The organism is Vreelandella piezotolerans (assembly GCF_012427705.1).
GTDB classification, from domain to species: domain Bacteria; phylum Pseudomonadota; class Gammaproteobacteria; order Pseudomonadales; family Halomonadaceae; genus Vreelandella; species Vreelandella piezotolerans.
Genome location: NZ_CP048602.1, coordinates 3,702,879 through 3,721,979, shown reverse-complemented (window position 1 = coordinate 3,721,979; position 19,101 = coordinate 3,702,879). Strand labels below are relative to the sequence as shown.

19 protein-coding genes are annotated in these 19,101 nt (G+C 61.1%); 8 read left to right on the top strand and 11 right to left on the bottom strand.

Going from position 1 to position 19,101, the window contains the following annotated elements; translation table 11 throughout:
* The first annotated feature begins 123 nt into the window (after positions 1 to 123).
* Positions 124 to 804, top strand: a complete 681-nt coding sequence (locus GYM47_RS17100; protein WP_139526032.1) for a BamJ family beta-barrel-assembly machinery protein — start codon at positions 124 to 126, stop codon at positions 802 to 804.
* A gap of 9 nt (positions 805 to 813) precedes the next feature.
* The gene (locus tag GYM47_RS17095) at positions 814 to 1,875 is read left to right on the top strand and encodes a PHB depolymerase family esterase (protein ID WP_231125626.1); all 1,062 of its coding nucleotides are present in this window, start codon (positions 814 to 816) and stop codon (positions 1,873 to 1,875) included.
* 37 nt (positions 1,876 to 1,912) lie between these two features.
* Here GYM47_RS17095 and GYM47_RS17090 read toward each other — a convergent pair whose 3' ends face one another.
* On the bottom strand, positions 1,913 to 2,509 hold the full coding sequence (locus GYM47_RS17090) for an SCO family protein (protein WP_139526030.1): 597 nt from the start codon (positions 2,507 to 2,509) through the stop codon (positions 1,913 to 1,915).
* A 3-nt stretch (positions 2,510 to 2,512) separates the two neighbouring features.
* Positions 2,513 to 3,016: a hypothetical protein gene (locus tag GYM47_RS17085; protein ID WP_153843526.1), complete on the bottom strand. Its 504-nt coding sequence runs from the start codon at positions 3,014 to 3,016 to the stop codon at positions 2,513 to 2,515.
* A 121-nt stretch (positions 3,017 to 3,137) separates the two neighbouring features.
* Between GYM47_RS17085 and GYM47_RS17080 the strand changes: the two genes are divergently transcribed.
* The gene (locus tag GYM47_RS17080; RefSeq protein ID WP_153843525.1) at positions 3,138 to 4,052 is read left to right on the top strand and encodes an AEC family transporter; all 915 of its coding nucleotides are present in this window, start codon (positions 3,138 to 3,140) and stop codon (positions 4,050 to 4,052) included.
* A gap of 264 nt (positions 4,053 to 4,316) precedes the next feature.
* Here the strand turns inward: GYM47_RS17080 and trmB are convergent, their stop codons facing one another.
* The 3 genes from trmB to thiS are packed head-to-tail and all read right to left on the bottom strand — an operon-like array spanning position 4,317 to position 6,122.
* The gene (trmB, locus tag GYM47_RS17075; protein WP_139526027.1) at positions 4,317 to 5,066 is read right to left on the bottom strand and encodes a tRNA (guanosine(46)-N7)-methyltransferase TrmB; all 750 of its coding nucleotides are present in this window, start codon (positions 5,064 to 5,066) and stop codon (positions 4,317 to 4,319) included.
* 12 nt (positions 5,067 to 5,078) lie between these two features.
* Entirely contained in the window at positions 5,079 to 5,873 is a 795-nt protein-coding gene (locus GYM47_RS17070) for a thiazole synthase (RefSeq protein ID WP_153843524.1), read from the bottom strand.
* A gap of 27 nt (positions 5,874 to 5,900) precedes the next feature.
* Positions 5,901 to 6,122, bottom strand: a complete 222-nt coding sequence (thiS, locus tag GYM47_RS17065) for a sulfur carrier protein ThiS (protein ID WP_153843523.1) — start codon at positions 6,120 to 6,122, stop codon at positions 5,901 to 5,903.
* A 142-nt stretch (positions 6,123 to 6,264) separates the two neighbouring features.
* Here thiS and GYM47_RS17060 point away from each other — a divergent pair, with 142 nt between their 5' ends.
* Positions 6,265 to 6,645, top strand: a complete 381-nt coding sequence (locus GYM47_RS17060; RefSeq protein WP_081138629.1) for a DUF423 domain-containing protein — start codon at positions 6,265 to 6,267, stop codon at positions 6,643 to 6,645.
* A gap of 6 nt (positions 6,646 to 6,651) precedes the next feature.
* Here GYM47_RS17060 and GYM47_RS17055 read toward each other — a convergent pair whose 3' ends face one another.
* A complete protein-coding gene (locus GYM47_RS17055) occupies positions 6,652 to 7,407 on the bottom strand; it encodes a MauE/DoxX family redox-associated membrane protein (protein ID WP_196781568.1) in 756 nt (251 codons plus the stop codon).
* Between the two features lie 162 nt (positions 7,408 to 7,569).
* Between GYM47_RS17055 and GYM47_RS17050 the strand changes: the two genes are divergently transcribed.
* Complete coding sequence (locus tag GYM47_RS17050) at positions 7,570 to 8,010, top strand: DUF411 domain-containing protein (RefSeq protein WP_153843522.1); 441 nt, start codon at positions 7,570 to 7,572, stop codon at positions 8,008 to 8,010.
* Here GYM47_RS17050 and GYM47_RS17045 read toward each other — a convergent pair.
* From GYM47_RS17045 to GYM47_RS17035, 3 genes are all read right to left on the bottom strand, one after another.
* Positions 7,997 to 10,492, bottom strand: coding sequence for an EAL domain-containing protein (locus tag GYM47_RS17045; RefSeq protein WP_153843521.1), 2,496 nt, complete (start codon positions 10,490 to 10,492; stop codon positions 7,997 to 7,999). The genes GYM47_RS17050 and GYM47_RS17045 overlap by 14 nt on opposite strands.
* 90 nt (positions 10,493 to 10,582) lie before the next feature.
* Positions 10,583 to 11,176, bottom strand: a complete 594-nt coding sequence (locus tag GYM47_RS17040) for a nucleotidyltransferase family protein (RefSeq protein ID WP_153843520.1) — start codon at positions 11,174 to 11,176, stop codon at positions 10,583 to 10,585.
* Positions 11,177 to 11,181: 5 nt separating this feature from the next.
* Positions 11,182 to 12,171, bottom strand: a complete 990-nt coding sequence (locus GYM47_RS17035) for an XdhC family protein (protein WP_153843519.1) — start codon at positions 12,169 to 12,171, stop codon at positions 11,182 to 11,184.
* A gap of 168 nt (positions 12,172 to 12,339) precedes the next feature.
* Between GYM47_RS17035 and GYM47_RS17030 the strand changes: the two genes are divergently transcribed.
* Genes GYM47_RS17030 through paoC form a run of 3 tightly spaced genes read left to right on the top strand, consistent with a single transcriptional unit; the run spans position 12,340 to position 16,040 of the window.
* The gene (locus GYM47_RS17030) at positions 12,340 to 12,906 is read left to right on the top strand and encodes a 2Fe-2S iron-sulfur cluster-binding protein (RefSeq protein WP_153843518.1); all 567 of its coding nucleotides are present in this window, start codon (positions 12,340 to 12,342) and stop codon (positions 12,904 to 12,906) included.
* Positions 12,903 to 13,853 carry an FAD binding domain-containing protein gene (locus GYM47_RS17025; RefSeq protein ID WP_153843517.1) on the top strand — a complete coding sequence of 317 codons (951 nt, stop codon included), beginning with the start codon at positions 12,903 to 12,905 and terminating at the stop codon, positions 13,851 to 13,853. The genes GYM47_RS17030 and GYM47_RS17025 overlap by 4 nt, the downstream gene beginning before the upstream one ends.
* A gap of 3 nt (positions 13,854 to 13,856) precedes the next feature.
* The gene (gene paoC, locus GYM47_RS17020; protein WP_153843516.1) at positions 13,857 to 16,040 is read left to right on the top strand and encodes an aldehyde oxidoreductase molybdenum-binding subunit PaoC; all 2,184 of its coding nucleotides are present in this window, start codon (positions 13,857 to 13,859) and stop codon (positions 16,038 to 16,040) included.
* A 37-nt stretch (positions 16,041 to 16,077) separates the two neighbouring features.
* Here paoC and GYM47_RS17015 read toward each other — a convergent pair whose 3' ends face one another.
* Both GYM47_RS17015 and GYM47_RS17010 read right to left on the bottom strand, forming a co-directional pair.
* Complete coding sequence (locus tag GYM47_RS17015) at positions 16,078 to 16,494, bottom strand: PaaI family thioesterase (protein ID WP_153843515.1); 417 nt, start codon at positions 16,492 to 16,494, stop codon at positions 16,078 to 16,080.
* Positions 16,495 to 16,738: 244 nt separating this feature from the next.
* A complete protein-coding gene (locus GYM47_RS17010) occupies positions 16,739 to 18,913 on the bottom strand; it encodes a malate synthase G (RefSeq protein ID WP_153843514.1) in 2,175 nt (724 codons plus the stop codon).
* Between the last annotated feature and the right edge of the window lie 188 nt (positions 18,914 to 19,101).

Sequence of the window (19,101 nt, the reverse complement as noted above, 5' to 3'; positions counted from 1 at the left end):
ACGCAATCGTGTGGTCTGAGCAGCACCCGCCGTTTCAGGTAATGCAGCCTGAGGCGGCGGGTGTTAGTCTTTGAAGCACCCCAAAATATTTGGCGCGCTGCGCCGCTGGATAAGGTTTTTTCCATGAAAGCACTACTCTCTTCTACCGCGCTCACTGGCCTGCTGCTAGTCGCACCGTTTGCCGCCGCTGCCCCGGAAACCGACGAGCAGCGCTTGGCGTATAGCCTGGGCGTGACCCTGGGCGAAAGCATGCAGGCAGACATCGAAGATCTCGATCTGGATGCGTTCACCGACGGGATGCGCGATGTCTTTGATGGCAACGAGCTAGCGATGAACGAAGAGGAGATGATGGAAGCGCTGATGGCGTTCCAAGAGCGCTCGATGGAAGCGCGCGAGCAGCAAGCCGCTGAGTTGGCGCAGATGAACCTGGAAGAGGGCCAAGACTTCCTGGCCGAAAACGCCGAGCGTGACGAGGTCGAAGTGACCGAGTCTGGTCTGCAGTACGAAGTCATCGAGTCAGGAGATGGTGCAACGCCTGGCCCGGAAGATACCGTCGAAGTGAACTACGAAGGCATGCTGTTGGACGGCACCGTATTCGATAGCTCCTTCGAGCGCGGTGAGCCGGTGAGTTTCCAGGTCAACCAAGTGATCGAGGGCTGGCAAGAAGCCCTGCAGCTGATGAGCGTGGGTGACAGCTGGATGCTCTACATCCCGGCGGATCTCGCCTACGGCGAACGCGGCCAGGGCCCGATTGGTCCGAATGAAATGCTCACTTTCCGCGTCGAACTGCTAGGTATCGAATAAGCCATGGGTATGGCCTCTCGTCAGCGCCGCTGGATGGCGGCGCTTATTATGTTGGGCAGCGGCGCTGCCCAGGCCCAGGAAGCACCTATTGAGCTCCCAGCGCTGGCAGCGGCTAACGATCAAGCAAGCGTCGTGGGCGTCTCCGCGGGGGGCTACATGGCCACTCAGCTTGCGGTGGCCTGGCCCGAGCGCTTTAGCGGACTGGGCGTACTGGCAGCAGGTCCTTGGGGCTGCGCGCAGGGGGCTTTGAGTACGGCTCTCAATCAGTGCATGATGACCCGGCGCGGCCTGCCGTCGCTGGACGAGCTGGAGCAGCGTCGCCAGCGCTACGCAGAGATGGAGCAAGTCGGCAGCCAAGAGGCGCTGCGCTCGCTGCGTGCTTTTGTGTGGCATGGTACGTCGGACGAGACGGTCTCGCCTGCGCTGGGCGACCTGCTCGCGCAGCAGTGGCAGCGCTGGCTGGCGGACCCCGAGCAGCAGCTACGCTTCGTTCAACGGGAAAACACCGGGCACGGCTGGCCGGTGGCGATGCCCAAAGATGCGCCTATCGACCCGCAGTCGCTAGGTGACTGCCATAACGGAGGTGGTAGTCACGTGCTGGCCTGTGGCGACGACGTCGCGGGAGAGATGTTGGCGTGGCTCTATCCCGAGCGTGAGGCGAACGCTAGCGAAGGCGAGCTGCTGGCCTTCGATCAATCTGATTTCGCGGTGAAAGGGGTGGCCGATACAGGCTATCTGTTCGTGCCCGAGACGTGTGAGTTGGGGGGGTGTCCGGTCACCGTAGCATTGCACGGTTGCCAGATGAACGCAGAGACCATCGGCGATACCTTCGCTCGCTACAGCGGCTTGAACCGTTGGGCGGCGACGCATGGCCAAGTGGTGCTGTATCCACAGGCCGAAAGCAGCATGGCCAATCCGCAAGCGTGCTGGGACTGGTGGGGTTTCGCGGAGAGCACTTGGCAGATCAACCCGCTACACGATACTCGAGACGGCACCCAAGTACAGGCGCTGATGGCCATGCTGGATCGGCTGCAAGCCGATCAGACGGAGGAGGCGACGACGGCCGAATAGCCGCCGTGTCGCTAACGCATCAAGCCGTTTTAGAGCGTTAACTGCCTAGTTCGCGCTCGAGCGCCGATACCAACCCATGGGGCGTTGGTGAGTAGAGCACCCGCTGCAGTATCTTCCCCTCGCGGTTGACCAAAAACAGCGAGGCGCTGTGGTCGATGGTATAGGCCATGGCCGACTCCGGCGCCTCGACCCGTCGCCAAATCACACCATAGCGCCCGGCCACCTCGTTGAGCTGCGCCTGGCTACCCACCAAACCAATGAACTCTTCGCCGAAAAACTGCATGTACTCGCGCATGCGGGGCAGCGTATCGCGTTCTGGATCGACGGTAATCATGACAGGCACCACTCGTTCACGCTGGGCATCGCTCAATTGTGCCAGCGCTTGGCGCTTGACCGCCTGATTCATGGGGCAGACATCGGGGCAGTAGGTATAGCCGAAAGAGACGATGGCAATCTCGTCGTTGCCGAGCTGATCCAGTGAGAAATCGCCTTGCGTCGACGGCATGGCAATGGGCCCGCCTGTTGGTTCGTCGGGATCCTCCCCTGCGCGGAGTTGGTACAGGCCAACGCTTGCCACGACCAGCAGAAGAGCCATGAGGGCGATACCTAGCCAAAGCGGCTTGCGAATTGCCATGCGCTAACTCCTTGTCACATCGAAATCGAACCAGCTGCCTAGCTTACCGTCCGGGGTTTCCAAGATCACTCGCGCCCGCCAGGGCATCACGGCTTGCGTGCACACCCCCACTTGTCCCTGGCCGTGGAAGTGGCCCGGTGCGGTGGCGGTGAGGGCGAAGCGGTTGAGACCCATATCCATGTCGCGACCTACGAAATCGACCGTCACATGGCGAGGGTTAACGCCCTCTACCTCGACATCCAGCGGCAGCACTTCAAGTGCCTCGATACGCCCATCGGTATCGATGGTCAGCGTCAGTTCACCTTTATCGCCCAGCGTTGCCGAACAGGGCGCTCTATGCAAGTTGCATTCGCCATTGGGGATGAACCACACGATATCGCGATCATCGCGCAGCCAGTTAGCAAAGACGTACCACGTGCACGCGGCCAGCGCGAGGCCCGTCACTAGAATAAGCACTTTCAGCGCTGGAAAACCCGTCACCTCGACAGGTTTAAGCAAATTCTTCATGGCAGAATAGTCGCTACGCAGGCCATAAGGCGGGTCATTTGTGTCAGGGTATGCAAATCATGGTAACAGCTATCCTGCAGATGTCTCTGTGCTGGGATGTCGCACTTGATAAGGAATGACAATGGAGAGCATTACCGGGGCACTAGGGCCCCTGTTTTTACTGATTTTATTGGGGGCAGGCTTAGGGTATGCCCGCTGGCCTACTATGGATTTTTGGGCGCAGATGGAGCGGCTGATCTATTTCGTGCTGTTCCCCGCCATGCTGGTAGGCACGCTGGCCACGGCCGATGTGAGCCAAGTGCCCGTCGGCCGATTGGCGCTGGCGCTGCTGGGAGCGATGGCGCTGTTTGGCATGCTGTTGTGGCATGGACGTAGCTGGTTAAGGCTCGGCCCGGCGGCGTTTACCTCCGTGTTTCAAGGCGCCGTGCGTTTCAACACCTACGTAGGCGTGGCGGGAGCGGCCGCGCTGCATGGTTCGCTAGGCGCCACCACGGCAGCGGTAGCCGTGGCGCTGATGGTGCCTGTGGTAAACGTCATGTGCGTCGCCAGTTTCGTGGCGGCGGGGACTCTAGGCAGTGCAAGTCTGGGCAAGAGCGCACTGGCATTGGCGAAAAATCCGCTTATTTTGGCGTGTCTGGCCGGTATTGGGCTAAACCTTAGCGGTGTTGGTCTGCCAGGTTGGAGTGAAGCAACCGTCTCGTTGCTGGGCCGCGCAGCGCTGCCGCTGGGCCTAGTGGCAGTGGGGGTGGCACTTCGACCCATGGCGCTGCTGCGCCTCGACCGCGGTGTGATGGCGACCAATACGATCAAGCTGCTGCTCATGCCCGCTTTCGTGCTGTCGTTAGCCTGGCTGCTGGGGCTCGACCCCGTCAGCCGAGACGTCGCACTGCTGTTTGCCGCGCTGCCCACGGCAACCTCGGCGTATATTCTGGCCCGTCAACTTGGCGGCGATGCGGAATTGATGGCCGGCATCATTACCGGACAAACGCTGCTCGCTATGCTGACGTTGCCGTTGTGGCTCCAGCTCATCAGTTGATTTAAAAAATAAATAAAAAGTATTCGCATTTGTGTTGACGGGGTAAATGAGAATGATTATATTGTGATGGTCAGCGTTTGATGAGACGCTGGCAACCACGACAGAAACCGCCAGTTTCCTGTCATGGTTTCTCCCTCTCATTGCTAGTCACGGTCTTTTGCCGCTCCTTTGGAGCGGCTTTCTTTTTTTGATGGGTAGGGCTTTTGTACGAGTTCGTCGCGGCGGCAGACGCAGGGCCGCGCGTGGCCTGCTGCCAATCGAACGTCAGGCTTCCCGGCGGTAGATCAAGTCCCACACGCCGTGGCCGAGCTTTTCGCCGCGCGCTTCGAACTTGGTGAGCGGGCGGAAGGCCGGACGCGGCACGTAAGGTGCGGTCTCGGGCGTTGCGGTGTTGACGTAGCCAGGGGCGGCGTCCATCACTTCCGCCATCCACTCGGCGTAGGCTTCCCAGTCGGTGGCCATGTGGAACGTGCCCCCGGGCTTGAGGCGCGTGCGAATCAGCTCCACGAAGGCGGGCTGGACGATGCGCCGTTTGTGATGCTTCTTCTTCGGCCACGGGTCGGGGAAGAAGAGCTGCAAGGTAGTCAACGAGCCTTCGGGTAGGCACTGCTCCAGCACGGCCAGGGCGTCTTCACGGTAAACCCGTAGGTTGGTCAGGCCGCGTTTGTCGGCTTCGTCGAGCAGTTTGCCAACGCCAGGGGCGTGCACTTCGATACCGATAAAGTCGGTATCCGGGTGGGTTTCGGCCTGCTCGATCAGCGAGTTACCCATGCCAAAGCCAATTTCCACCACGCGAGGGGCTTGGCGGCCGAAGAGGGCGTCTAACTCCTGGCGGCCATCGGCAATGGTCAGCCCAAGGCGCGGCCATACCTCTTCAAGTCCGCGGCTTTGGGCCTGGGTCATACGTCCGGCGCGAATCACATAGCTTTTAATGCCGCGACGGTGCAGCGGTGCGTCGGCACTTTCGGGACCAGTGGTGTTGCTCTCGGGCGCGGTATCGTTCGTATCAGTCATGGTGTCTCTGTATCAGCCGTTGATGCGGCCTGCAAAAGGCGAAGAGGGGTCGGCGCTTTGGCGGCGCGGCATGCGGCCCGCCAAAAACGCATCGCGGCCAGCCTCGACGGCGAGCTTCATGGCGTTGGCCATGCGAAGCGGGTCGCGGGCATGGGCGATGGCGCTGTTGAGCAGCACGCCGTCGCAGCCAAGCTCCATGGCCATGGCCGCATCGGACGCCGTGCCAATGCCGGCATCCACCAGCACCGGCACGCGGCTCTGCTCGACGATCAGGCGCACGTTATGTGGGTTTTGAATGCCATGGCCCGAGCCAATCAGTGAGCCCAGCGGCATGATGGCGCAGCAGCCCATGGCTTCCAGCTCGCGTGCAACGATCGGGTCATCACTGGTGTACACCATCACGTCGAAACCGTCGGCCAGCAGCGTTTCTGCCGCTTTGAGTGTCTCGACCACGTTGGGGTAGAGGGTATGATCATCGCCCAACACTTCCAACTTCACCAGGTTGTGGCCATCCAGCAGTTCGCGGGCCAGGCGGCAGGTACGCACGGCATCTTTGGCGTTGTAGCAGCCCGCGGTATTGGGCAGCAGGGTGTACTGCTTGGGCGAGATGACGTCCAGTAGGTTTGGGGCATCGGCATCTTGGCCAAGATTGGTGCGGCGTACGGCAAAGGTGACGATTTCGGCACCGCTCTGGGCAATGGCAGCACCGGTTTCGGTAAAGTCTTTGTACTTGCCGGTACCCACTAACAGGCGGGAGCTAAAATCACGTCCGGCAATGGTGAACGGTGTATCAGTCAGTTGCGTCATAGCGATTCCTTGAAAAAGCACCGGCAGCTAGCCGCCGCCAATGGCGTGGACCACTTCGATCTGGTCGCCTGCGGCCAGCGGGGTCGCGGCCAGTTGGCTTTTGGGCACAATCTGTTCGTTGATTTCGACAGCGATACGACGCCCGCCCAGGCCAAGCTGCTCGACCAAGTCAGCAGCGGTGAGGCCAGCGGTCATGGCGTAGGGTTCGCCGTTGAGCGTAAGCTGTATCGACTCATTGGGGGTAGACATAAACAGTAAGCACCCTGGTGGATGAGGCAAAACGGCTTCTATTGTAGCGGTTTCGACCCGTGCAAGGTATGCAGCGGGGTGAATATCTCAATGATTAACGGGGTGGCGATGCGCCGCCAACATAGGTGAAAAGGAGTCAGGCGTGCAGCGAATCGACAAGCTGTGGTGGTGTGTGGTGGCGCTTTTAGGAGCAACCATGGTGATGCTGGGGGCTTACGCCGCCCACGGGTTAGCGGCACGCACCAGCGCTGCGATGGTGGATATCGTGGAAACCGGCGTGCGCTACCAAGCGTGGCACACGCTGGCTATGCTGGCGGTACTGGCTTGGCGTAGCCACCGTCCGCTCCCCGGTCAGCAGGTCGTACTGGCGCTATGGGCGTTAGGTGTGCTGGCCTTTGCCGGTTCGCTCTACCTGATGGCGCTGGCCGGGTTGAGCGTAGGTATCGTGACGCCGATTGGCGGGCTGCTGCTGATGGCCGGCTGGCTGGCCCTGGGCGTCACGGCGCTGCTAAGCCGCTCTTAATCGACGCTAGCCCAGCAGTAGGCGCAGCGGCATCCACAGGCCCATGCCGATCATCACCAGGTTTTCGGTGAGCGACACAAAGCCGAGCGGTACGTTGCTGTTGCCACCCACGCAGGCGCACTTGAGTTCGCGCTTATCGATGTAAACCGCTTTGAACACCGATACCGCGCCCACGGTGCCGACGAACAGTGCCAGCGGTGCGGCTACCCAAATCAGCGTGCCCGCCAGCATCAACAGCCCGGCGGCGGTTTCGGCGTAGGGGTAAACGTAGCTATAGGGCACGTAGCGCTGGGCGAGCAGATCGTAGTTGAGAAACATGGTGCTGAAGCTTTCGATGTCCTGCAGCTTCTGCAGGCCCAGCAGCACCATCGCGGTCGCTACGGCAAACTCTGGAATGCGCGCCGTAAGCAGCGTGCCCTGGGTTGCCCAGCTCATCGCCAGGCCTACCAATAGCGCGACGGCAAAAATGGCCAGCACCGGGCGGTAGGTAGTCTCTTTGGCATTGGGAACGCTCATACCCAAGTGTTCGCGCACGTCTTCGTAGCCGCCAATCCGCTCGCCATCGATATATACCTGCGGCGTGGTATCGACATCTTCCTGTGCCTTGAATGCGTCGACGTCGTCACGGCTGGTGAGAGTATGGTCATCCACCGCGTAGCCTTTGCGTTTGAGCAAGTCGACGGTCTTCAAGCCGAACGGACACATGTGCTCGGCGGTTTTCATCCGATATACCTGGGCAGTGTGGTGGGTCGTTGCTGCCATGGTTAGCCTCCTTGTCGTCTTGGGGTCAACGTCCACCTTTTAGCGTAGAACCCGGTGCCACCCATAGGTCAAATGAGAGGGAAAGACCGCTGTCTGGTCCTTGACCTGTGGGTAGCCCCAAGGTGGTAAGCTTTGCAAAAAACGGTGTCATAGGAGAGCGATATGAAACGACATGCCACTGCGCTGCTGGTATCCGGTGCTTTGATGTTCGGCGCTGCGACCGCCCACGCCGCGCTGCCGGATGAGGCGACGCTGTATAAGAACCCTCAATGTGGCTGCTGCGATGAGTATGCGCGTCATCTTGAAGAACTTGGCGTAGACGTCACCATCATCGATGACGTCGAGCTGGGTGATATTAAGCAGCAGGCGGGCGTGCCTTACGGCATGGGCTCCTGCCACACCATCGAGATAGGCAACTACTGGATCGAAGGGCACGTGCCGATGGAGGCGGTTGAGGCACTGTTTGACCAGCAGCCTGAGGTCGATGGCATCGGCTTAGCCGGTATGCCGATTGGCACACCGGGCATGCCTGGGCCCCAGAGCGAGCCTTATCACGTGTATATGTTCAGCAATCAAGACGCCCAGCCGTTCATGACGCTGTAGGAGAAGAGGCACCATTGCGTCGCGTAAACGCTGCTGCGGGTGCTGGCTTGCCAAAGTAGTAGCCCTGATACACATGGCACCCTAAGCGCGCCAGCACCGTACACTGATCGTTGGTTTCCACGCCCTCTGCAATCACGTCTAGCCCCAGGCTCTCTGCCAGGGCGATGATGGTGGCGGCTATCGGCGTCGCCTGCATGTCCAGGGTCAAATCTTTGACGAAGGCAATGTCGATTTTGAGCGTGTCCAGCGGCAGCGATTTGAGATACGCCAGCGACGAATAGCCGGTGCCAAAATCATCCAGCGCAAAGCGAATGCCCAGTTGCCGCAGTCGGCGCATCTTGTCGATGGTGCCTTCCGGGTCGCTCATCAGCAGCGATTCGGTCAGCTCCAGCGTCAAACGCTCAGGCGGGGCGCCGGTCGCGCACAGCGTGGTGGTGACCTGCTCGACAAAATCGGGCTGCTGGAACTGACGCACGCTCACGTTGAGCGAGAGCTTTAAATGGCGCAGGCATGGGTCATGCTGCCACTCGCCGAGCAGACGGCAGCCCTCTTTTAACACCCAAGCGCCCAGGGGCAAAATGAGTCCGGTTTGCTCGGCGATGGGAATAAAGCGCCCCGGTGAGATCATCCCCTGCTGTGGGTGGTGCCAGCGTACCAGGGCTTCGGCACCGATGACGTCGTGGTGCGTATCTACCTGGGCTTGAAGGTGCAGGCTAAGCGCACCGCTATTGATCGCCAGGCGCAGCTCACGCTCCAGCGTAATATCTTCTTCGAGTTTCTGCTCCAGCTCCGAACAGAAGCGCTTGGGCACGCCGTCTCGCTGGCGCTTGGCTTCCAACAGTGCCAGCCCGGCGCGTTTGAACAGCTGCCCGACGCTCTCAATCTCACGAGGGCAGAAAATCAGCATGCCCACGTTGATGTTGCAAGGGTAGGTGTGCCCGTGAAGCTGATAATCGGCCACCAGCGTCGCCAGTACCTGCTCGATATGCTGGTACGCCCGCCGTTCGGCGGTGGCTTGATCCGTGGCGGTGAACGTGGACAACAGCGCAAACTCATTACCATCCAAACGGGCTGCCATCACCTCCTGTCCTGCCTGCTGCTGCAAGCGGCTGCCGAGCTGTCGTAACAGCTCGTCGCCAATATCCTGGCCCATGCTGTCGTTCAGCACTTTGAAACGGTTGACGTCCAACAGCGCTAGCACCGAGTAGTGGCCCTGATGACGGCTATCCTGCAGGTGTGTCGTCAAATACTCCTGAAGTGCCAAGCGGTTTGGCAAGCCGGTGAGCATGTCATGGTAAGCCAGATAGCGAATCCGCTGCTGCGCGTTTTGCTCGTCGGTGCGGTCGCTGATCAGGGCCACGTAATCCCGATCTTTACTGTTGGCATAGTTCACGCGGCTGATGCTGAGCCATGCCGGGTACTCATCGCCATTCGTGCGAAGCGCCGTGATCATGCCGCTCCACTCCCCTTGCGACACCAGTGCGCGGTGAATGGTGGGGGTAAGTGCCTGGCTATCTTTGGCGTAAGGCACCTGCGTGATATCCGCATCCATGAGCTGGGCGTGGGTCATGCCCGTTAATTGCTCAAAGGCGTTATTACACAGCCGGATGCGGGCACTGTCATCGAGCAGCACCACACCATCCTGAAGAGCGGCAATCACTTCCAGTAGACGCCGTTGCGTCATATGGCCGTGGCGCTCGCTGTCTTCCAGGCGGCGCTGGATTTTAATCGCCAGCACCGTCAGCAGCGCGGCAAAAACGGCTGCCCCGCTGATCACAAAAATAAGCCAGTGGGAGGCCTCTATGTGGGCGTGCTCGGCGGCATCGCTCATGGGCACGAACCAGGCAGCCTGCATGGCCACGTAGTGCATGCCACTGACTGCGAGCGAAATACACAGCGCAGATATGAACGCGTACCGCTGATAGCGCGTTTTGCCGTTTTCCATGCGGCATAAGCGGTAAGCATAGGCACTCAAAATGCCCAGCCCAACGGCAACGACCAACGAGGCTAAAAATAGATCCAGCGCATAGTAGAGCGTGGCGGGCATACGCATGGCGGCCATGCCGCTATAGTGCATCACGCCAATCCCCAGCCCCAGGCTCGTGCCCGCGAGAATCAGCGTGCGGTGCGAGAGCTTCTCGCGGCAGAGCAGCGTCATGGCCACCAAGCTACCGACGATGGCGGGCACAACGGAAAGCAGTGTTAATAGATGGCCGTGGCTAACGTGAAACGCCAGCCGGTAGGCGTGCATGCCGACGAAATGCATGCTCCAGACGCCCGCGCCCATCACGCTGGCCCCCGCGGCGAGCCAAGTGCTGCGCCAGAGCGACGACGAGGTGCTCCCGACGAGACGAATAATTTCCAAGCTGGCATAAGATGCCGCCAGAGCAACTAGCCAGGAGAGTATCACCAGGAGAACATCGTGCTTTCCTTGCAAAGCACTCAGCGCCTGCGGATCCAGTAATAGGTTGGGCAGTAACATTCATCGATCGCTGTGTGGCAGTGGCATGCACACACTACTCTATAATGTTTATTAAATGGTTTCTTTGATAATCGAATGAGCGCTTAAACGCTAAAGGCAGGCAAGCGCGTCTGGCGTATCGATATCGAACAGAGTGCCCGCGTCGTCGACGTCATGCGTATGGTAGTGGGATGGGTGGCGCTGAATCAGCGACTTAGCGCCCGTTTCGCCCCGCAAATGCGCTAGTTCCGGCCAAAAAGCCCGGCCAAACAGCACCGGGTGGCCGGGCTGCCCGCCGTAGCGCGGCCGCCAGATGGTATCGCGGGTGGCCTGCTGCTGCAGTGCTCGCAGCGTCGCGGGGTGAATACGCGGCATATCGCCTAGCAGTACCGCCACCGCCTTGCTGTCGTTCAGGCGGCAATCACCGCCTAGCGCCGCCACCGCTTCGGCCAAACTGGCGCCCAGCCCCAGGTGCGCTTGGCGCAGCCGAAGCAGCGGTGTGCTGGCAGCCAAGCCAAGCTGAAACGCGTCGTCCTCCTCACGAATTGCGACCCGTACCTGGCTAAACGCCTGCTCGGTGCGCGCAACGGTGGTGGCCAACAGCGTTCGGCCATCGGCAAGACGCTCCTGGCGCTTATCGGCCTCGCCATAGCGCCGCGAGTAGCCTGCCGCCATTATCAGGGCGACAACGTGGTTAGCGCTCATGGCAATCAAAGCTCATCCACGGCCTTACCGTGCTGCACCCGTACGATATCCGCCATGACCGCCAGGGCGATCTCTGCCGGGGTTTTACTGCCCAGCGCTAGGCCAATCGGCATATGCACGCGCTTCACCTGCGCTTGGGTGAGCCTGCCGGAGCGTATCAGCCGCTCGGCCCGCGCGGTGGAGGTGCGCTGAGAGCCCATCACGCCAATATAGAACGCGGGGGTGCGTACGGCTTCCATCATGGCTAAGTCATCAATGCGCGGGTCATGAGTGAGCGCCACCACTGCCGTCGCCCCATGGCAAGCGCCGGAGGCGATGTACTGTGACGGCAGCTGTGCCTTAACCAACGCGCCGGGCACGGAGAACTGCGCGCAGGCGGTGGCGTCTGGGTCGCATACGATCACCTCGAACCCGAGTGTGACGGCAAAGGCCGCGCAAGGGGCGGTAATGGCGGAGATACCCGCAATAATTAACCGCCTGGCGGGGGCAACGCGTAGGTAGATGCACTCGGATTGCCCCTGCACTTGCTCACGGTAAACTCGCGGGCCAAGTGAGGCATCCTCGTGAAAGCCAACGCGCCCGCTGGGTAGATCGACGTGGCGCACCAGCGGCTGTTGGCCGTCTAGCGTCGCCAGCAGCGTGGTGAGGTGTGCTTCGGTGGCTTGGGTGGCGGGCAGGCGCTCAATCAGTACTTCTAGGATACCGCCGCAGGGCAGCGTCACGTTGGCCCCTTGAACATCGTCCGGGTCGCCGTAGCGGATGACCGTCACCGGGCGCTCAAACGCCCCCTCTTTGACGCGCTGGAGAAAGTCCTCCTCTACACAGCCCCCGGACAGCGAACCAATGGCCTCTCCTGCTTCGTTCACTGCCATCCAGGAGCCCGGCTCGCGAGGAGAGGAGCCAAAGGTAGCCAGCACCGTGCAGAGCCAAAAAGAGCTGCCCTGCTGGCACCACGCCAGGGCGTTTTCAATCACCTGTCGATCCAAGTGTTGCATCAATATCGCGTCCTTTCGTGAGTCACCCTGCCCGCTTAGCGCGGGTCGTTGCGCTAAGCGTAGCGCAGCCGCTTGGTACGCGTCAGGTCGCTGCCGCCGATTTATGTCTATGCTGAAGGGGCGAGACCGTCGATAAGTAACAGCAATGAGCAGGGAAGGCACCGATTTATGAACGCTTCAAATAGCGCTGAACAGCGCCGCGATCAGGCACCGCAAGAAGTGCCGCGCTCAACCGTGACGCTGGTGGTGAATGGCACCCAGCACACCTTAACGCTCGATAACCGCACCACGCTGCTGGATTCCCTGCGGGAACATCTAGCGCTCACCGGCTCCAAAAAAGGCTGCGACCACGGCCAGTGTGGCGCCTGCACCGTGTCGGTGAATGGCGAACGCATCAACGCGTGTCTTACTTTGGCAGTGATGCACGAAGGTGACGAGATCACCACCATCGAAGGCGTGGGCACGGTAGAGCAGCTAGACCCCATGCAGCAGGCGTTCGTGGATAACGACGCCTTTCAATGCGGCTACTGCACGCCGGGGCAGATCTGTTCGGCCAACGCCGTACTGCAGGAGATCGCCGCCAATATTCCCAGCCATGTCACGGCGGATCTCACCGCGCCTATCGAGATCACCGATGCCGAGATTCGCGAGCGAATGTCGGGCAACCTCTGCCGCTGCGGCGCTTACGCCAACATCCTCAAGGCCATTACCCAGGTTGCCAAGGAGCGCGCATGAGAGCCTTTTCCTACGAGCGGGCGGCTAGCCCCGCCGAAGCAGCGGCCCGCGCGGCCGAGGTGCCGGGCGCTAAATTCATTGCTGGCGGCACCAACCTGCTGGATTTAATGAAGCACGAGATCGAAACCCCGCTGCACCTGATCGATGTGCGCGGCACGGGGTTGAACGCCATTACGGCTACGGAAGAGGGCGGCCTGCGCGTGGGGGCGATGGTCAGCAATAGCACCCTAGCGGCCGACCCACGCGTGCGCGAAGCCTATGGCGTGTTGAGCCGGGCGCTGGTGGCGGGGGCGTCTGGCCAGCTGCGCAACAAAGCCACCACCGGCGGTAACCTGCTGCAGCGTACGCGCTGCCCCTATTTTTACGACACCGCCATGCCCTGCAATAAGCGCTCACCGGGCGCTGGCTGCGCGGCGCTGGGAAAAGGCGCGACCACTCGGCAACTGGGCGTGATTGGTACCTCTGATGCGTGCATTGCCACGCACCCCTCCGATATGGCGGTGGCGCTGCAAGCGCTGGATGCCCGCGTGGAAACCATCACCCCCGAGGGCGAGACCCGCAGCCTAACACTGGATGCGTTCTACCAGCTGCCCGGCGATACCCCCGAGGTAGAAAACGTCCTGGCCAAGGGCGAAATGATTACCGGGGTGGTGCTGCCCGAGCCTGTGGAAGGCCGCCATGGCTACTTCAAGGTGCGCGACCGCTCTTCGTATGCCTTTGCGCTGGTGTCTGTGGCGCTGATTCACGCCCCGGACGGCACGGGGCGCGTGGCGCTGGGCGGTGTGGCCCCACGGCCCTGGCGGCGCGATGCTGCGGATGCCGCGCTGCCCCAAGGCGCATCCGCAGTGATGGCTGAGCTGCTGGATGGTGCCCGCCCGACCGAAGAGAACGCCTACAAGCTGACCCTGGCAGAGCGAACGCTCGCCGCGCTGCTGGCCGAGGAGTAACCGATGGATTTCAATCAATCGACCGACGATAACCTGTTCGACCGCGCCCGTATTGTCGGCAAGCCCCATGCGCGCATCGATGGCGCGCTCAAAGTGACCGGCCAAGCGCCCTACGCCTACGAGCGCCATGACGTAGCGGCCCACCAGCTAGTGGGCTACCCGCTATGTGCCACCATCGCCAAAGGGCGCATTACCCACATGGATGCCACGGCCGCCCGCGCCGCTCCTGGGGTAGCGGCGGTGGTCACCACCCTAGACATAGAACCGCTGGCGCAGGCCAAAAGTAACAAGGCGCGTCTATTTGGTGGCGATACGGTGGCTCACTATCATCAAGCGATTGCGGTGGTGGTGGCCGACACCCTAGAGCAGGCGAGAAGCGCCGCCGCACTGATCGAGGTGCGCTACCAAGACGAGCAAGGCGTGTTTGATTTAGACGCCGCCTGGGATCAGCAAACACCCGACGAGCCAATTTCTGACGTGGGCGATGTGGATGAGGCCTTTAAAAACGCTGCGGTAACGCTGGATGAAGTCTATCGCACCGCCTCCCAAAGCCACGCAATGATGGAGCCCCACGCCTCCATCGTGGATTGGTCGGATGGCGGGCAAATGACGGTCTGGACCTCCAATCAGATGATTGCCTGGACCCGCGAAGCGCTGGCCACCACCTTGGCGATCGACCCCGAGACCATTCGCCTAGAGAGCCCCTACGTGGGCGGTGGCTTCGGCGGCAAGCTCTGGCTGCGAGCAGATACCGTACTGGCCGCGCTGGGTTCGCGGGCGGCCGGGCGGCCGGTTAAGCTCGCGCTACCGCGCCCGCTAGTGTTCAACAACGCCACCCACCGCTCCGGCACTATTCAGCGCCTGCGTATCGCCGCCGATGCCGAGGGCAGGATTACCGCCTTCGACCACTCGGCGTTCTCCCATACGCTGCCCGGCGGCAGTGGCGAGAATCCGGTCAACCAAACCCGCGCCTTTTACGCCGGTGCAAGCCGCCGCGTGGCCCACACGGCTATCGAGATGGACCTGCCTGAGTCGGCGGATATGCGCGCCCCCGGCGAAGCCTCCGGCCTTGCCGCGCTGGAAATTGCCATGGACGAAATGGCTGAGAAGCTGGGCATGGACCCGGTGGAATTCCGTATCCTCAACGACACCCAGGTCGACCCGGAAGACCCCAGCAAGCCGTTTAGCGACCGCCACTACGTAGAGTGCCTGCAAAAAGGGGCTGCCGATTTTGGTTGGGATGCGCGCAACCGCACCCCAGGCGGCCAGCGGGAAGGGCAGTGGCTGATCGGCCACGGCGTGGCCGGGGCTTATCGCGGCGCGCCCACTATGGATTCCGGCGCTCGGGTGCGTTTGCAGGCTGGGCGTTTGGTGGTGGAAACCGATATGACCGATATCGGCACCGGCTCGTACACGATTATTGCCCAAACCGCCGCAGAAGCCATGGGGTTGACGCTAGATGACGTGGAGGTGCGGCTGGGCAACAGCGACTACCCGGTCTCGTCGGGTTCCGGTGGGCAGTTCGGTGCAGCCAGCGCGACCGCCGGTGTGTACGCGGCCTGCCTGAAGCTACAAGAGGAGATTGCCCAGCGCCTTGGTATGAACTCGCCGCGGTTTGAACAGGGCATGGTGATCGCAGGCACCACCGAGGTGGCGCTTGCGGAGGTGGCCGACGGCGAAGAGCTGGTCGTAGAAGACACCATCCACTTTGGCGACTTCAAAGACACGCTGCAGATTGGCACCTTCGCCGCGCACTTTGTTGAAGTAGCCGTACACGCCCATACCGGCGAAACCCGCGTGCGCCGTATGCTGGCGGTGTGCGACGCGGGGCGTATTCTTAACCCGGTCACAGCGCGCAGCCAGGTGATTGGGGGGATGACCATGGGCGTGGGCAGTGCCTTGATGGAAGGACTCACCCCCGATGTGGAGCGCGGCTTTTTCGTTAATCACGACCTCGCCAGTTACGAGGTGGCGGTGCATGCGGACATTCCCGAGCAGGAGGTGATTTTTTTGGACACCACCGACGCCGCCTCGACGCCGCTCAAAGCCAAGGGCGTGGGGGAGCTGGGCATCTGTGGCGTCGCGGCGGCCGTGGCGAATGCGATCTATAACGCCACCGGCATCCGCGTACGCGACTACCCGATCACGCTGGATCGGCTGATCGACCAGCTCCCGAAAGTGAGTTGAGCGCGTTAAGGCGTGAACGACCGCGGTGTTCGGCTGCCTAGGGTTTATCCGGCAGCGCATAGCTGGCGGTGACATGCACCACGGGGCGCGTGTCATCGCTGGCGGAGAAAATCTGTACCTCTCCCACCGCCAAGCGGCGGCCCAGCTTGATCAGCTTGGCGTGGGCGATGATGTCGTGATCGCCTGAGGCCGCGCGAAGAAAGTGGCAGTTCAGATCGCTGGTCACGGCCATCGCTTCGGGGCCGATTTGGGCCAGTATGGCCACGTAGAGCGCCACATCGGCAAAGCCCATCATGGTAGGGCCGGACACACGGGGGCCGGGGCGCAGATGCTCATGGCCAATGCTTAGGCGCATGGTGGCGCACATTTCACCCACGCTCTCTATTTTGCCCACCCGTTGGGGAAAGACCTCATCTAGAAAGTGCTCGATCTGCTCGACGGTCATCACGGTCATTGTTGTTATTCACTCTGACAGGCTGGGAGTCTGCTGCCAGTAGGCCACCGAGAGGGCGCTGTGAACCCATCCCTGGGCGCTACTTATGCCATCCCTGGCATAAGACCCTCTCGGCAACCTACTGCCAGCGCATCTAATTGTTGCATAGCTTGCTGTGTGTTTCTTTTACGTCAACGTAAATCAGCATAAATAAAAAAGCCCCAAGGCGCGAGCCTTGGGGCTGGGGGCCATTGAGCGATGAGGCTTATTTGGCTTTGTGCACCTGGCGCCATTCGTGCAGGAGCGGCTCGGTGTAGCCAGACGGCTGCACGCGGCCTTTGAACACCAAGTCAGAAGCGGCTTTGAACGCGGTAGAGCCTTCAAAGTCGGCGCTCATGGCGGTGTAGGTGGGGTCGCCAGCATTCTGCTCATCAACCACTTTCGCCATGCGCTTGAGCGTTTCCTCGACACGGGGCGCATCGACGATGCCATGGTGCAACCAGTTGGCAATGTGCTGGCTGGAGATACGCAGCGTGGCACGGTCTTCCATCAGACCGACGTTGTGAATATCCGGTACCTTGGAGCAGCCGACACCGTGCTCTACCCAGCGAACCACGTATCCCAAAATGCCCTGGCAGTTGTTGTCCAGCTCTTGCTGAATTTCGTCATCGGACCAGTTGGCGTTTTCGGCCACCGGCACGGTGAGCAGGTCGTCCAAGAAGTCTGGCTCGCCCTGGGCTTCCAGCTCGCGCTGAACGTCGGCAACGCTGACTTGGTGATAGTGTAGAGCGTGCAGGGTCGCGGCGGTGGGGGAAGGGACCCACGCCGTATTGGCACCGGCTTTCGGATGGCCGATTTTCTGCTCCAGCATGCTGTGCATCAAATCAGGCATGGCCCACATGCCTTTACCAATTTGGGCGCGGCCGCGCAGACCACAGGCCAACCCAACCTGCACGTTGTTCTTCTCGTAGGCGGTGATCCAGGCGGCGCTCTTCATGTCGCCCTTGCGAACCATCGGGCCTGCTTCCATGGCGGTGTGCATTTCGTCGCCAGTGCGGTCCAGGAAGCCGGTATTGATGAAGACCACGCGCGAGGTCGCTTCGGCGATACATGCCTTGAGGTTGACCGTAGTACGGCGTTCTTCATCCATGATGCCCATTTTCAGGGTGTCACGGCTCATGCCAAGAATGTCTTCCACGCGGCCAAACAGCTCGTTGGCAAAAGCGACTTCTTTTGGCCCGTGCATCTTCGGCTTGACGATGTATACCGACCCCGCGCGGGAGTTGCGCGGCTGGTCGGCGTCTTTCTTCAAGTCGTGCAGCGCCAGCAGCGAGGTCACCACTGCGTCCAGAATGCCTTCCGGCAGCTCGTTGCCGTTTTCGTCCAGAATCGCCGGGGTGGTCATCAGATGGCCCACGTTGCGCACGAACATCAGCGAACGGCCCGGCAGCGTGACGGTGTTGCCGTCAGTGGTTTGCCAAGTGCGGTCGGCGTGCAGCTTACGGGTAAAGGTTTTACCACCCTTTTCGATGTTCTCTTCCAGGTCGCCCTTCATCAGGCCGAGCCAGTTGCTGTACACACCGACTTTATCTTCGGAATCCACCGCCGCGACGGAGTCTTCGCAGTCCATGATGGCGGTCAGCGCGGCTTCCACGACCACGTCTTTGACGTGGGCCGGGTCGGTCTTGCCGATGGGGTGGTTGGCATCGACCTGAATCTCCAGGTGCAGGCCGTTATTGGCCAGCAGAATCGAGTCGGGCGCAGCGGCGTCGCCGTTAAAGCCAATCAGCTTGCCAGCGTCTTTCAGGCCGGTTTCACGACCGCCCTCCAGGCTGACGACCAAGTGGCCGTCGCGGATAGCGTACTTCACCGCATCCCGGTGCGAGCCAGTGGCCAGCGGAGCCGCGCGGTCCAGCACGCCGCGGGCGTAAGCGATGACTTTCTCACCACGTTTCGGGTTGAAGCTGGTGCCTTTTTCCGCGCCGTCCTCTTCGGAGATGGCGTCGGTGCCATATAGGGCGTCGTACAGGCTGCCCCAGCGGGCGTTGGCCGCGTTCAGGGCGTAACGGGCATTGCTCACCGGTACCACCAACTGCGGGCCTGCTTGTGTGGCGACTTCGCGATCGACGTTGGCCGTGGTGGCTTTGACGCTGTTTGGTGCGTCCACCAAGTAGCCAGCCTCCTTGAGGAAGCTACGGTAGGCGGGCATGTCGCTGACCGGGCCGGGGTTTTCACGGTGCCAAGCGTCCAGCTTCTCTTGCAGCGTGTCGCGCTCTTCGAGCAGTTGGCGGTTTTTTGGGGTCAAATCGTGGAACAGGGCATCGACACCGGCCCAGAAGGCGCTTTCGTCGACGCCGGTGCCCGGCAGAGCCTGCTCGTTGATGAAACGATCTAGGTCGGCTGCCACCTGTAAACGGTGACGCGTGATACGCTCGCTCATGGGGTTCTCCTGTGAAGGTGCCCGTGGTGGGTTGAAGTGCCACGGTCAGGGTGAATGGTGATTTATGGAAAATACTTCCACACCTGCGTTGGCATGTAAACAGCGTAGACCCTAAAGCGGTAAAATGCTCGACCAAATGATAAGAGCGGGCGGCACCGCCGCTGTTATTTTGTGCTGTTACTCAGCCC